Source organism: Hyphomicrobium sp. 99 (assembly GCF_000384335.2).
GTDB lineage: Bacteria > Pseudomonadota > Alphaproteobacteria > Rhizobiales > Hyphomicrobiaceae > Hyphomicrobium_B.
On the sequence record NZ_KQ031382.1, the window covers coordinates 1485559 to 1498735 of the forward strand.

General features: G+C 61.2%; 14 protein-coding genes. 7 read left to right on the plus strand and 7 right to left on the minus strand.

Annotation, left to right across the window (positions count from 1 at the left end):
* Positions 1–18 precede the first annotated feature (18 nt).
* The 5 genes from G359_RS07240 (at position 19) to G359_RS07260 (ending at position 4724) form a co-directional block, all read left to right on the plus strand.
* Positions 19–900 carry an SDR family oxidoreductase gene (locus G359_RS07240; RefSeq protein WP_045835569.1) on the plus strand — a complete coding sequence of 294 codons (882 nt, stop codon included), beginning with the start codon at positions 19–21 and terminating at the stop codon, positions 898–900.
* Positions 901–926: 26 nt separating this feature from the next.
* Entirely contained in the window at positions 927–1871 is a 945-nt protein-coding gene (locus tag G359_RS07245) for a histone deacetylase family protein (RefSeq protein ID WP_045835570.1), read from the plus strand.
* 37 nt (positions 1872–1908) lie between these two features.
* Positions 1909–2187 (plus strand): exodeoxyribonuclease VII small subunit, encoded by a 279-nt coding sequence (locus G359_RS07250; protein WP_045835571.1) that lies wholly within the window; start codon positions 1909–1911, stop codon positions 2185–2187.
* Between the two features lie 220 nt (positions 2188–2407).
* Positions 2408–4315: a 1-deoxy-D-xylulose-5-phosphate synthase gene (dxs, locus tag G359_RS07255; RefSeq protein ID WP_045835572.1), complete on the plus strand. Its 1908-nt coding sequence runs from the start codon at positions 2408–2410 to the stop codon at positions 4313–4315.
* Positions 4316–4355: 40 nt separating this feature from the next.
* Positions 4356–4724, plus strand: coding sequence for a DoxX family protein (locus G359_RS07260; RefSeq protein WP_045835573.1), 369 nt, complete (start codon positions 4356–4358; stop codon positions 4722–4724).
* Positions 4725–4746: 22 nt separating this feature from the next.
* Here G359_RS07260 and G359_RS07265 read toward each other — a convergent pair whose 3' ends face one another.
* Positions 4747–5172, minus strand: coding sequence for a DUF4399 domain-containing protein (locus G359_RS07265; RefSeq protein ID WP_045835574.1), 426 nt, complete (start codon positions 5170–5172; stop codon positions 4747–4749).
* Between the two features lie 77 nt (positions 5173–5249).
* Here G359_RS07265 and G359_RS07270 point away from each other — a divergent pair, with 77 nt between their 5' ends.
* Both G359_RS07270 and G359_RS07275 read left to right on the plus strand, forming a co-directional pair.
* Positions 5250–5981, plus strand: coding sequence for a TlyA family RNA methyltransferase (locus G359_RS07270; protein ID WP_045835575.1), 732 nt, complete (start codon positions 5250–5252; stop codon positions 5979–5981).
* Positions 5974–7206 (plus strand): class I SAM-dependent RNA methyltransferase, encoded by a 1233-nt coding sequence (locus G359_RS07275; protein WP_045835576.1) that lies wholly within the window; start codon positions 5974–5976, stop codon positions 7204–7206. The genes G359_RS07270 and G359_RS07275 overlap by 8 nt, the downstream gene beginning before the upstream one ends.
* Here G359_RS07275 and G359_RS07280 read toward each other — a convergent pair.
* The 6 genes from G359_RS07280 to G359_RS07305 form a co-directional block, all read right to left on the minus strand.
* A complete protein-coding gene (locus G359_RS07280) occupies positions 7203–7907 on the minus strand; it encodes an NAD-dependent deacylase (RefSeq protein ID WP_045835577.1) in 705 nt (234 codons plus the stop codon). The genes G359_RS07275 and G359_RS07280 overlap by 4 nt on opposite strands.
* Before the next feature lie 15 nt (positions 7908–7922).
* Entirely contained in the window at positions 7923–9011 is a 1089-nt protein-coding gene (aroC, locus tag G359_RS07285; RefSeq protein WP_045835578.1) for a chorismate synthase, read from the minus strand.
* Between the two features lie 509 nt (positions 9012–9520).
* On the minus strand, positions 9521–10138 hold the full coding sequence (locus G359_RS07290) for a histidine phosphatase family protein (RefSeq protein ID WP_045835579.1): 618 nt from the start codon (positions 10136–10138) through the stop codon (positions 9521–9523).
* Positions 10135–10986 carry an enoyl-ACP reductase FabI gene (gene fabI, locus G359_RS07295; RefSeq protein ID WP_045835580.1) on the minus strand — a complete coding sequence of 284 codons (852 nt, stop codon included), beginning with the start codon at positions 10984–10986 and terminating at the stop codon, positions 10135–10137. The genes G359_RS07290 and fabI overlap by 4 nt, the downstream gene beginning before the upstream one ends.
* 165 nt (positions 10987–11151) lie before the next feature.
* Positions 11152–11892: an ABC transporter ATP-binding protein gene (locus G359_RS07300; RefSeq protein ID WP_045835581.1), complete on the minus strand. Its 741-nt coding sequence runs from the start codon at positions 11890–11892 to the stop codon at positions 11152–11154.
* Positions 11893–11913: 21 nt separating this feature from the next.
* Positions 11914–13128 (minus strand): ABC transporter permease, encoded by a 1215-nt coding sequence (locus tag G359_RS07305; protein WP_052699245.1) that lies wholly within the window; start codon positions 13126–13128, stop codon positions 11914–11916.
* Between the last annotated feature and the right edge of the window lie 49 nt (positions 13129–13177).

A 13177-nucleotide genomic window follows, 5' to 3' on the forward strand; every position in this document is an offset into this window, starting at 1 on the left:
GGGAATGAGAGCAGCGGAATGGCGTCACTCAAGGGCAAGACCCTCTTCATTACGGGCGCGAGCCGCGGCATAGGACTGGCAATCGCGAAGAGAGCGGCGAGGGATGGCGCCAACATCGCCATCGCCGCCAAAACGGCCGAACCAAATCCGAAGCTCGAAGGCACCATACATTCCGCAGCGAAGGAGATTGAGGACGCAGGCGGCGCCGCACTTGCCCTCGAATGCGATATCCGCAACGAGGATGAAGTTCAGCGCGCCGTAGCGCAAACGGTCGAACGCTTCGGCGGCATCGACATTTGCGTCAACAACGCCAGCGCGCTTTCTTTAACTTCCATCGAGAAGACGGAGATGAAGCGCTTTGATCTGATGTTTGCGGTCAATACGCGCGGCACTTTTCTCACGTCGAAGACCTGTTTGCCGTATCTGAAACGCGCCGAAAACCCGCACATTCTGACATTGTCGCCGCCTCTCGACATGCACTCCAAATGGTTTTCCGGGCACGTCGCCTATTCAATCGCAAAATACGGCATGAGCCTTTGCGTGCTCGGACTTTCCGACGAGCTAAAGAAGGACGGCATTGCCGTCAACGCGCTTTGGCCCCGGACAACGATCGCGACGGCGGCCGTGCAGAACATTCTAGGCGGCGACAAGCTCATGCGGATGAGCCGCACACCCGATATCGTCGCCGACGCGGCATATCTCATCTTCAGCCAGCCAGCGAAAACATTCTCAGGTCACTTCCTGATCGACGATACGTTCCTTTCGGAAGTCGGCGGCGTAGGGGATTTTGAAAACTACCGGGTCGATAATTCGATGCCCTTGGCACCTGATTTCTTCGTCCCCGCAGAAAGCAAACCGCCGCCAGGAGTTAAAATCGCACGGCTGTCGGAATTGGCGTGAGTTCAAGTCGGAGCGCGACAAAGCATATGACGACAGCATTGATCACGCATCACGCCTTTCTCAATCACGACACCGGAGAACATCATCCTGAGCGGCCCGACCGGATGCGGGCCATCGACGAAGCGTTATCGCATGAGAGCTTCGCGCTTCTTGATCGCCGAGAGGCGCCTCTCCGCGAAGATGATCAGACCTATATCGCGATGGCGCACGGTGCGGACTACGTCGAGAGTCTGACCGCGGCGGTTGCGCATATTGAGCAAGGGCGCAAATACATCGACGGCGACACGGTGGCTTCACCCGGCACGTGGGAAGCCGCCCGCCGCGCCGTTGGCGCATCGCTCGACGCTGTCGATATCGTGATGACCGGCGAAGCGGCGAACGTCTTTTGCCAGGTTCGCCCGCCAGGACATCACGCGGAGAGCCAGCGGGCGATGGGCTTCTGCTTCTTCAACAACGTGGCGATTGCGGCCCACTATGCGCGGGAGCGGTACGGCGCTGAGCGCGTAGCCGTCGTCGATTTCGACGTCCACCACGGAAACGGTACACAAGAAATTTTCTGGTCCGATAAGGACCTTTTTTACGGCTCGACGCACCAGATGCCGCTCTTTCCCGGCACGGGCGCGTTGCGGGAAACGGGTGTCGGTAATATATTTAACGCGCCGCTGCGTGCAGGCGACGGACGCGAGCGGTTCGAAGAGGCGTTCAGAAGCCGAATCCTCGAGCCGTTGCACAATTTTGCCCCTGACGTGCTATTGATCTCGGCAGGTTTCGACGCGCACCAGAGAGATCCGCTCGGCTCGCTCAATCTTGTCGCACAAGACTTTCATTGGGCGACCGAATCCCTCTCTGAAGTAGCCCGGCGACACGGCAACGGGCGGGTCGTCTCCGTTCTCGAAGGTGGTTATGATCTCACGGGGCTTGCCCAATCCGCCGCGGCCCACGTAAAGGCGTTGATCGACGCGGGCCACTGAGCAGCATGCCGCTCTCAACGCTCGGAAGCAGGACAATATGAATACAAAAGCACCGGAAAAGAACTTCGCCGACATCAAGGAGATGACATTCGAGCGCGCGCTGAAGGAGCTTGAGGCCATCGTCGGCAAGCTCGAGCGCGGCGATGTCGAGCTTGAGGAAAGCATCACGATCTACGAGCGCGGCGAAGCGCTTCGCGACCACTGCGATCGCCTGCTGAAGGCGGCAGAGGCAAAGGTCGAGAAGCTGACGCTCGGGGCCGACGGTACACCGACGGGTACCACCCCGCTGGACAAGGACGGCAACGCGCCGTTTTGACGGAAGAGCGCTCAGAAGAGCGCATTCAATCGGGCGCAGCCCGGCCCTCCAGGCAAACATTAACTTCTCTGCGGCACGCAAGCGCATTATGCCATCTACGGACCTCCGCAGTTGGGCGGATCGACGATAGGCGTTATGAATGCCCCGTACGTTCGGGGATGTTTGATTACCGCCCGCTTTCGCAACGGCACGTAAGTGACCATCGCATCAAGGTTTTACCGTGAGCCAGACACCGTTACTTGATCGTATTCAGACCCCGCATGATCTACGCCAGTTGGGGGAAGATCAGTTGCCGCAGCTCGCAGCAGAGCTTCGCGACGAGACGATCAGTGCCGTCTCGGAAACCGGTGGCCATTTGGGCGCGGGCCTGGGCGTGATCGAGCTGACGGTCGCTCTGCATTGGGTGTTCAATACGCCGGACGACCGCTTGATCTGGGACGTAGGCCATCAGGCCTATCCGCACAAGATTTTGACGGGACGCCGCGACCGCATTCGCACCCTGCGCCAGCCGGGCGGCCTCGCGGGCTTCACGAACCGTGAAGAAAGTCCCTACGATCCGTTCGGCGCCGGACATTCCTCGACGTCGATTTCCGCAGCGCTCGGCATGGCCGTCGCACGGGATCTGAACCAGAAATCGAACAACGTCATTGCCGTCATCGGCGACGGCGCGATGAGCGCCGGAATGGCCTACGAGGCCATCAACAATGCCGGCGCACGCGACGAACGATTGATTGTCATTCTCAACGACAACGACATGTCAATTGCGCCGCCGACCGGCGCGCTCTCGGCCTACCTCGCGCGTGTAACGTCCAGCGGCACCTACGTGCATTTGCGCGATTACGCGAAGCAGTTGGCGAAGATGCTGCCGAAGGCGTGGGAACGCCGCGCGGCCCGCGTCGAAGAATATACGCGTCACCTTTGGCAGGGCGGCGCCTGGTTCGAGGAGCTGGGATTCTATTACGTCGGCCCGATCGACGGACATGACCTCAATCAGCTTCTGCCCGTCTTGAAAAACGTGCGCGATCTCCAGCAGGGCCCGATCCTGCTGCATGTCGTGACGAAGAAGGGCAAAGGCTACGCTCCGGCGGAGGCGGCTGACGACAAGTATCACGGCGTCAACAAGTTCAATGTCATCACCGGCGCGCAGGTCAAGCCCAAGCCCAATGCACCGAGCTACACGAAGGTATTCGCCGACAGTTTGATTGCGGAAGCCCGGAAGGACAAACGTATCGTCGCGATCACCGCAGCGATGCCGTCCGGCACGGGTCTCGATCACTTCGGCAACGAATTTCCCGATCGCACGTTCGATGTCGGTATCGCCGAGCAGCACGCCGTGACCTTCGCAGCAGGGCTCGCGACCGAGGGTTACAAGCCCTTCGCGGCGATCTACTCGACCTTCCTACAGCGCGCTTACGATCAGGTCGTTCACGACGTTGCACTCCAAAGCCTGCCGGTTCGCTTTGCGATCGATCGGGCCGGTCTCGTCGGCGCCGACGGCGCAACGCACGCAGGATCGTTCGACGTAACCTACCTCGCGTGCCTCCCGAACTTTGTCGTGATGGCCGCGGCCGACGAGGCCGAACTCGTCCACATGGTCGCGACGCAAGCGCAAATTGACGACCGGCCGAGTGCGCTCCGCTATCCGCGCGGAGAAGGCGTCGGCGTCGAGTTGCCCGAAGAGGGCATTCCGCTCGAAATCGGTAAGGGCCGCATCGTCCGTCAGGGATCGAAGGTCGCTCTTCTCTCACTCGGAACGCGGCTTGCCGAATGTCTGAAGGCTGCCGATCAACTCGCAGCCGCTGGGCTTTCGACGACGGTCGCCGACGCGCGTTTCGCAAAGCCTCTCGACGTCGCGATGATCCGCGATCTGGCCGCAAATCACGAGGTTCTGGTGACCGTCGAAGAAGGATCCATCGGCGGCTTCGGCAGCCACGTGTTGCAGTTCTTGTCCGACGAAGGCCTGCTCGATCGCGGCCTTCGCGTCCGCGCGAAAGTTCTGCCGGACGTTTTCATGGATCACGGCAAGCCTGAAGCCATGTACGAAGCCGCACGGCTCAACGCGTCCGGTATTGTCGAGACCGTTTTCTCGGCACTAGGCCGCGCCGATGCAGTGGGGGAGCGCGCCTGAAGCATACTTAGAAAGCAAAACCTGAACGTCGGAGGGTGAAATGAACGCGATTGCGAGCCTCGTCGGGCGAGTTCTTCTTTCGGCAATATTCATTACCGCAGGGATCAACAAGATCTCGGGTTATTCCGGTACGCAAACCTATATGGAATCCCACGGGCTACCCGGCGGGCTTCTGCCCGTCGTCATCGCATTCGAGGTTGTCGTCGGTCTCGCAGTTCTCCTCGGCATCTTCTCGCGCTGGGCGGGCCTACTGCTTGCGGGTTTCTGCCTTGCTACTGCGGCGCTCTTTCACTTCGACTTCGGCGATCAGGCTCAAGCAACGAACTTCATGAAGAACCTCTGCATGGCAGGGGGATTTCTGCTTCTTTTCGCGAACGGCTCCGGACGCTACGCGCTGAGGCCCGACTGAGAGCCGGGCCCCGCGTCGTTGCTTATTCTACGGTGATCGTCACGACGTCGGACTTCACCGGCGGATCGTGCGGAATGTGGTTCTTGTCGCCGAGCAGGAGCTGCAGCGTGTGCTTCCCGGGTTTAAGCTCCACGGACGCTTCCGTCTGGCCTTTCCCGTAGTGAACGTGATTTTCGTCCTTGGGGATCGCCTCGCCGAGGGCGGGGAGCGGTGCATCGATCAAGAGATGATGATGGCCGGTGTGGGGCGTATCGCTTCCCGCCGGAGCGACCTCCATGCCTTCGATGCCGAATTTTATGGTAACCGGGCTCGAAACGGTCGCGCCGTCCTTCGGCTCGATGATAAAGACTTTCGCACCCGCGGGAGACGGCGTGCGCCCGCTGTCTGCCAAGGCCGCGATCGGCAGCATCAACGCGACGAGCGCCGCGGCGAAGATTGCAGGTTTCATATGTGTGCTCTCCATCCTAGACCCATCAGACAGATGGGTCGGATGACCAGCAACGTCAATTAGGTTGGCAAAGGATTATGCGTTTGGATCAGATGCTCGTGACGCGCGGATTGGCGCCGTCGCGTGCCCGCGCCCAGGATCTGATCAAGCGCGGCTTCGTGCGGGTCGGCGGCAGCGTTTGCGATAAGCCGGCGCAGGATGTGAAAGGTTCTCTCGCTATCGAGATTTCTTCCGAAGCTCCCGCCTATGTTTCGCGCGGCGCAGAGAAACTTGTGGCCGCGCTCGCACACTTCGGCTTCGATCCTTCGAACAAAGTTTGCCTCGACGTCGGCGCTTCGACCGGTGGCTTCACGGAAGTTCTGCTCGAAGGCGGTGCCACCCGCGTCTATGCGGTCGATGTCGGCACCGCGCAGCTTCATCCGCGCATGAAAGATGATTCCCGCGTGGTCTCGCTCGAAAACTTCGACGCACGACGGCTGACGCGATCTGAAGTTCCTGAGCCCGTCGCGGCCATCACCGTCGATGTCAGCTTTATCTCCGTCACGAAACTGCTTGCTCCGGCACTACAACTCGCAAGCCCAGGTGCCTGGATGGTCGTGCTCGTGAAGCCGCAATTCGAAGTCGGACGAGACAACGTCGGCAGCGGGGGCATCGTGCGCGACGAGGCGGCGCGTCAGGGCGCACTGCAAAGCGTTCGCGCGTGGATCGAAAACCAGCCTGCGTGGACCGTCGTCGGCGACATGCCGTCGCCCATTCTCGGTGGCTCCGGCAATTCTGAATTCCTACTTGGAGCACGACGTAATGACTGACGCGCGCGAACTCTTGATCCGCCGCATCGGCGCGCAAGGTGACGGAGTGGCCGACCTCGATGGTGAGGCCGTCTTCGTACCGTTTACGCTGCCAGGAGAGTGCGTCGAAGCGGAAGTCGACGGCGAACGCGCGCGCCTGCTGCGCGTGCTTGAGCCGAGCCCGGAGCGCATCGCTCCCGTCTGCAAGCATTTCGGCAAGTGCGGCGGCTGCAGCGTTCAGCATATGGCGTCCGATACCTACGCCGAATGGAAGCGGAATCTCGTCGTCGACGCGTTTCGCTCGCGCGGCCTCGAACCGATCGTCGATCCCCTGCAAAGAACCGCAGGCAAACGCCGCCGCGCTGTGATGAAAGCGGTGCGCACGCCCGAAGGCGTCGCGCTGGGTTTCTACGAAGCAGCGTCGCATGACCTCGTCGCAATTGAGGAATGCCCGGTTCTTGAGCCCAAGATCGTCGCGGCGTTCCCCGCCATCGGCAATCTGATCGCGCCGCTTCTTTCAAAACGCGGAGAAGCACGCGTCGCCATCACGCTGACGAAATCCGGCCTCGACATCGAAATCACCGGCACCGAGCGTCAATTGACGCCGGAAGTTAGAAGCGTGCTCGCGGCGAAGGCCAGCGATATGCAACTCGCGCGCCTCATCGTCGGGAGCGAGCTCGTTGTCGAGACGTTGCACCCGTTCCTGACGTTTGGCTCGGCGGAGGTCGTCTTGCCGCCCGGCGTGTTCGTGCAAGCGGTCGAAGAGGCGGAGGCGGACATCGCACGTCGCGTCGTCGCTGCCGTCGGCAAGGCCAAGGCCGTGGCGGACCTGTTCTGCGGCTTGGGCGCGTTCACGTTTCCACTCGCGGCGCGCTCGCGCGTCTCGGCGTTCGATGGAGACAAGACAGCCATCGCCGCGCTTTCAGCAGCCGCGAAAAAAACGTCCGGTCTGAAGCCGATCACCGCAACCGTTCGTGATCTCTTCCGCGAACCGTTGTCACCGCTGGAACTCAACGAGCACGACGCTGTCGTATTCGATCCGCCGCGCGCAGGAGCCGAGGCTCAGTCACAGAGATTGGTGAGATCGAAAGTCAAAACCGTCGTCGCCGTATCCTGCAATCCGGCAACGCTCGCACGCGACGCGCGTCATCTCGTCGATGCCGGATACAAAATCGAATCCGTGACGCCGATCGATCAGTTCCTCTATTCCGCGCACGTCGAGGTCGTCGCGATTTTCCGCCGCTAGCCGTTGCGGAGAATGCGGTCGACGAAAGCCGGGACGATTTCCGTCGCGCGCCCATAGACCGCTTCGTCGAACAGGCTCGCGCCCTCTGAAGGTTCGAGATTGAGCTCGACCGTATGCGCCCCGCTCGCAGCTGCCTCGGCGACGAAACCGGCTGCCGGATACACATTCCCGCTTGTGCCGATCGAGACGAACAAATCGGCCTCGGAAAGCAGAGCATTGATGCGCCCCATTTCGTAGGGCATCTCGCCGAACCAGACGACGTCGGGCCGCATGCCGCCCGGCAACCCGCAAAACGGACAAGCCGTATCGACGCGAAGATCGTCTCGCCAAATCGTGCGATGAGAGCAAAACGTACAAAGCGCTTTAAACAGCTCGCCGTGCATGTGAATCAGCGACTTTGAACCCGCCGCCTCATGCAGCGCGTCGATGTTCTGCGTGACGACCGTCACGCCGCCGCGCTCAGCCTCGAGGCGGGCGAGCGCCAGATGCGCGGCATTGGGTTTGATGCCACGATGAGCACGCCGCCGCGCATTATAGAAATCATTGACGAGAAGCGGATTGCGCAGGAAGCCCTCAGGCGTTGCGACGTCCTCTAAATCGTACTTCGACCAGGTGCCGTCGGGATCGCGAAATGTCGGAACACCGCTTTCCGCAGAAAGTCCGGCGCCGGTGAGAACGATAATGTTCCGAAAACGCGCGATTGTCTCGCCTCCGGCTTAAACGCCGATCTGTCCCCGATGGCGCAAGAAATGATCGGCGAGCACGATCGCCATCATGGCCTCGCCAACCGGAACGGCGCGGATGCCGACGCACGGATCGTGCCGGCCCTTGGTGATGATCTCGGTCTCATGCCCCTGCCGATCGATCGTCCGGCGCGGTGCCAGGATCGACGAGGTGGGCTTCACGGCAAAACGGCAAACGATGGGCTGCCCGGTCGAGATGCCGCCGAGAACGCCGCCTGCGTTGTTCGATAGAAAGTCCGGAGCGCCGTCATTGCCGATGCGAATTTCGTCGGCGTTCTGCTCTCCGGTCAGTTCCGCAGCGGCCATGCCCGCGCCGATCTCGACGCCTTTGACCGCGTTGATCGACATCATCGCGCTCGCCAGATCCTGGTCGAGTTTACCGTAGAGCGGTGCGCCCCAACCTGCAGGCACGCCCTCGGCGACCACCTCGATGATCGCGCCGACGGACGAGCCGGATTTGCGAACCTTGTCGAGGTAATCGGCCCAGTGCTGAGCCGCCGTCGTGTCCGGCGAAAAGAACGGATTGTTGTTGACCTCGTCCCAATTCCAGTTGGCGCGATCGATCTTGATCTGACCGATCTGGATCAGGGCCGCGCGAATCCTGACGCCGGGAATGATCTTCCTGGCGACCGCGCCGGCCGCAACGCGCGACGCCGTCTCTCGCGCCGACGAACGCCCGCCGCCGCGATAATCGCGGATGCCATACTTCGCGTCGTAGGCGAAATCGGCGTGGCCGGGCCGATAGGCGTCTTTGATGTCGCCATAGTCCTTCGAGCGCTGATCGGTGTTTTCGATTTGGAGCGCGATCGGCGTGCCGGTCGTCACCTGCTTGCCCGACGCATCCGGAAAGACGCCGGACAGAATTTTGACGGCGTCCGCCTCCTGGCGCTGCGTCGTGAAGCGCGATTGGCCGGGCTTACGCTTATCGAGATAGGTCTGGATATCGGCAGCTTCGAGCGCGATGCCCGGCGGGCAGCCGTCTACGACGGCCCCAATGGCAGGGCCGTGGCTTTCGCCCCAGGTCGTCACGCGAAATAGATGGCCGAAGGTGTTGTGAGACATTGCCTGAAAATTCGGAGTGGTGCCCGAAGAGCAAAATTCGGTGGCTCTGCAACGATTGTTGCCGGGCTGCGTCACCGCTCTTCTTAGGAGCCGAAGCCGTAGGCGGCAAGACCACATCGCCCGCAAAGCCGCGTGACAAGTCCCGGCGACGCAGATTAACTCGAGCCAGTATGCGTTCGCCTGCACGTCCTTCAGCAGATGATGGGACGAGGCGAGACCCACGCATCCGTATTGGATCGACAACTCGGCCGAGCCCGCGTCCGCTGCCCGACCGCAGCTCGCGGCGCATCGAAAGATCGCAGGTGGCGGCTATGCGGATCACCCGTTCTCATCGAACGGCGGGCTCACGCCGCGTCGCAATGTTTCGCCAGAAGTCCGCTGCCGGCTCATAAAAGACCGTTCTTCCCGGATTGAGCGTCCGAGGTCGAGGGGCCTTTCATCATGCACTCATGATTGAGTGTCGAAGAGCCGGAGAGCCGCATCTCCGGCTCTTTTTCGTCGGGCTCAATTCAAATCCACTGCATCTTGCCGCCGGAGAGCTTCAGGATCTTGTCCTGAGGAACTTCGAGGAAAGGCACGATCGCCCGGTCGATTCCGAGCAGCGCCCCGCGGGCGACGCGGCTGACCCCGCCGTGGCTGACGGCGATGGTATTGGCGGAAAGGCTCGCCAGCCAATCCGATACGCGCCGCTCAAGGTCTCGGTAGCTTTCCCCGCCAAGGGGGCGCCAGCCGTAAGGATCAGCAGACTTGCCCGCGATGCCTTCGGGATCCTTCGCGGGAAGCTCCGCCGCGAGTTCGCCCTCCCAATGGCCGTAGCTCAATTCCTGGATCTCGGGAGCCCTGCGAAACGCGTCGGGGTCGAGCCCGAGGACCGTACGGGCGAGGCGCATCGTTTCGACGGCGCGTTGAAGCGGGCTCGATACGAAATCGAAGTCCGCGACGGAGGGCTCGATGTCTTTCAGGATCGCGCCGTGACGGCGCGCTTGCTCGCTTCCCCTTTCATTCAGAGGGATATCGCGCTGCCCTTGATAACGAGCTTCCCGATTCCAATCGGTCTCGCCGTGTCGAATGAGATAGAGCGTGAGTCCCGGCCTCAAAGAGACGGTGACCGACGCGTCCGCGCTCAAGCCTCGTCGCTCTTGACGACGGAGATGTCGGGAGCGTCCTCGTTCTTCATGCCCTGGATATGATAGCCGCTGTCGACGTGGTGAATTTCGCCGCTGACGCCGCGCGAAAGATCGGAAAGCAGGTAGAGACCAGCGTTGCCCACGTCGTCGATCGTGACATTCCGGCGAAGCGCCGAATTGTACTCATTCCACTTCAGGATGTACCGGAAGTCCGCAATGCCCGAGGCCGCGAGCGTCTTGATGGGGCCCGCCGAAATTGCGTTGACGCGGATACCCGTCCGGCCGAGATCGGCCGCCAGATACCGCACGCTCGCCTCGAGAGCAGCCTTCGCGACGCCCATGACGTTGTAGTGCGGCATGACCTTCTCGGCGCCGTAATAGGTGAGCGTCACGAGCGATCCGCCGTTCGGCATCAGCTTTTCAGCGCGCTGGGCGAGCGCCGTGAACGAAAAGCACGAGATCAGCAGGCTCTGCGTGAAGTTCTTTTCCGTGGTGTCGACGTAGCGGCCGTCGAGTTCGTTCTTGTCCGAAAAAGCGATGGCGTGGACCAGGAAGTCGAGGCTGCCCCAGGTCTTGCCGAGGTGGTCGAACAAGTTGTCCATGGACGCTGCATCGGTCACGTCGCAGTGCAGGACGTTTTTCGCACCAAGTTCGGCAGCCAGCGGCTCGACTCGCTTCTTGAGGGCATCCCCTTGATAGGTGAGCGCAATTTCCGCACCTTGCGCAGCGCAGGCCTTTGCGATGCCCCAGGCGATCGATCGGTTGTTCGCGACGCCCATGATGAGGCCCCGCTTGCCCGCCATGAGGTTGCCTGGAAGAATGGACGTGTTCACTTGAGGCCCCGCCATGGGCGCTAATTCCTTAATTATTCCAATTTGGGATTGGTAAGTTTGGCCGCATCCTACACAAATGCCCCTCCCGGTCCAGATGCCCGGTTGGCGCGAATGCGCGGCCATTGGCCCGAGGGCGGCCTTGTCCAGTGGGGTTTCTGTCCCGTAACGGAACTCGAAGGCCTAGTGGGCCGCCATCTCGACAGCGTTTCCGGAGACCTTGGGCCGTTCTGAACCCGCAATCCGCCCGTCGTCGATCGTTATGATGCGATCGGCATATTGGAGGGTGCGGTGGTCGTGCGTGACCGCCAGAACGGCTCGCCGCGTGTCCTGAGCGACTTTTGCGAGCAATTCCATGACCGCCATGCCGTTTTTCGCGTCGAGAGCCGCCGTCGGCTCGTCCGCGAGAATGACCGACGGTGATCCTGCAAGCGCACGGGCAATGGACACACGCTGCTTTTCGCCGCCCGACATTTTCGACGGCATGGCGTTGATGCGATGGCCAAGCCCGACGGACACGAGGGCCTCGGCGGCCTGCTCATAGGCGCCCGGGCCGTTGATGTCCCGAAGATCGAGCGCCAGCATGACGTTTTCGACGGCCGACAACGTCGGCACGAGATTATACGACTGAAACACGAACCCGACATGCGTCCGCCGAAGGTTGGCGAGCTGCTCCTTGCTCATGTTTTCCGTCCTGTGCCCCGCGATCGTAAGCTTCCCTTGCGTCGGCGAAAGGATGCAGCCGAGGATCGAAAGAAGCGTCGTCTTGCCGGAGCCCGACGGGCCCATCATCAGGGTCAACTCGCCCGTCTGAAGCTGCAGGTCGATGCCTTTGAGAACCTTGATCTCGTTCGGCGCCGTCCCGAGCACCTTCACGATGCCTTCGGCTTCGACGATCACTTTGCTGTTTCCCGGCTCGGTCATGTCACGTCTCCTGGAAATCGGTTAGCGGCTGAACACGACGGCCGGGTCGATACGGACGACCTTGATGATGGCGCTTGTCGCAGCGAAGATGCACATGCCGATCGTGATTGCAAAAAGCTGCACAGCGAGCGGCATCGTCATGATGATCGTTAGTTTTGTGTCCTGCGCGGCTTGAATGGCGATGAGTGCCAAGCTCATGCCAAGGGCGAAGCCGATGAGGCCCGATAAGATGGCCTGAATGAGAATGACTTTAACGATGTAGCCCGCTCCGGCACCGAGCGCACGCAACGTGGCAAACTCGTTGATGTGATCTTTCGTGCTCGAATAGAGTGTCTGAGCAACGATGACAATCCCAACGATTAGGCCGAGCAGTTTGCCAGCGTCGAGCGCCGCGCCCGCACCGGTCTGCTTGAGCCAGTAATCCTGGCTGCGCGTGCGGAACTGGGCCTGCGTCAAAACTTCTGTATCGGGAAGCCGCGTCTCGATTTCCTTACGCACTGTTTCGATATCGGCGCCCGGCAGAAGGGTCACCCGCTGATAGCTCGCCTGATCTTGATTTGCGCCAGCGAGACGGCGTGACTCTTCAAGCGATGTGAAGACGAAGGGCAGCGTGGTGAACGAGCGCACGCGCTTGGTGATAGCGACGAGCTTGACGGTCGAACCGTTGAGTTCGGCCACGTCATCGAGCTGGCTGACGCCGAGATCGTTGAAATAGCTCCGGTCGATCGCGACGGTATTCGGCGCTTCGAGCGCTTCGCGGCTGCCGTCGGTGATATTCAAAGGCAGCGCTTTCGGGCTGTCGCCGGAGGTGCCGATCAGCAGTACGGTCGTCTCGCCGCCAAGCGGCTTCCGCCAGCGTGCGAATGAAACGAGCATGTCTTCCGAGTCAGCAACGCCGGGCGCAGACAACGCCATGTAGCGCTCGCGGCCTGACAGGAATGACGGATCGTCGTAGCTCTTCGTCCCGAGGGGAACGACCCAAAGATCAGCAGGCGCCGCGTCGATAATGGCCGCGATCTTGTTCGCGGAGCCGAGATAAATGCCGGACTGCACCGCGACAAGCACGACCGAAAACATGATGCCGACGACGGTGACGAAGAAGCTCAAGCGGTCATGGAAGAGATTGCGGTATGCGAGCTTCACCACCATCGGCATTGTACGCTTGCCCGACCGGTGCTTCGGCGACGGTGCAAATCTCGTCTTCGCGAGTACGGGTGCTGAAGCTGCGAGTTCCATGACCTTTTCCCCTCCTTGAGGCAATGGTCGAGATTTCGACGATAGCGAC

Excerpts from the sequence above, each read along its gene's own strand:
- G359_RS07265 (WP_045835574.1), bottom strand. The coding sequence starts at position 5,172 with ATGAAACCTGCAATCTTCGCCGCGGCGCTCGTCGCGTTGATGCTGCCG.
- G359_RS07275 (WP_045835576.1), top strand. The coding sequence starts at position 5,974 with ATGACTGACGCGCGCGAACTCTTGATCCGCCGCATCGGCGCGCAAGGT.
- G359_RS07270 (WP_045835575.1), top strand. The coding sequence starts at position 5,250 with ATGCGTTTGGATCAGATGCTCGTGACGCGCGGATTGGCGCCGTCGCGT.
- G359_RS07250 (WP_045835571.1), top strand. The coding sequence starts at position 1,909 with ATGAATACAAAAGCACCGGAAAAGAACTTCGCCGACATCAAGGAGATG.
- aroC (WP_045835578.1), bottom strand. The coding sequence starts at position 9,011 with ATGTCTCACAACACCTTCGGCCATCTATTTCGCGTGACGACCTGGGGC.
- G359_RS07300 (WP_045835581.1), bottom strand. The coding sequence starts at position 11,892 with ATGACCGAGCCGGGAAACAGCAAAGTGATCGTCGAAGCCGAAGGCATC.
- G359_RS07245 (WP_045835570.1), top strand. The coding sequence starts at position 927 with ATGACGACAGCATTGATCACGCATCACGCCTTTCTCAATCACGACACC.
- fabI (WP_045835580.1), bottom strand. The coding sequence starts at position 10,986 with ATGGCGGGGCCTCAAGTGAACACGTCCATTCTTCCAGGCAACCTCATG.
- G359_RS07260 (WP_045835573.1), top strand. The coding sequence starts at position 4,356 with ATGAACGCGATTGCGAGCCTCGTCGGGCGAGTTCTTCTTTCGGCAATA.
- G359_RS07305 (WP_052699245.1), bottom strand. The coding sequence starts at position 13,128 with ATGGAACTCGCAGCTTCAGCACCCGTACTCGCGAAGACGAGATTTGCA.
- G359_RS07240 (WP_045835569.1), top strand. The coding sequence starts at position 19 with ATGGCGTCACTCAAGGGCAAGACCCTCTTCATTACGGGCGCGAGCCGC.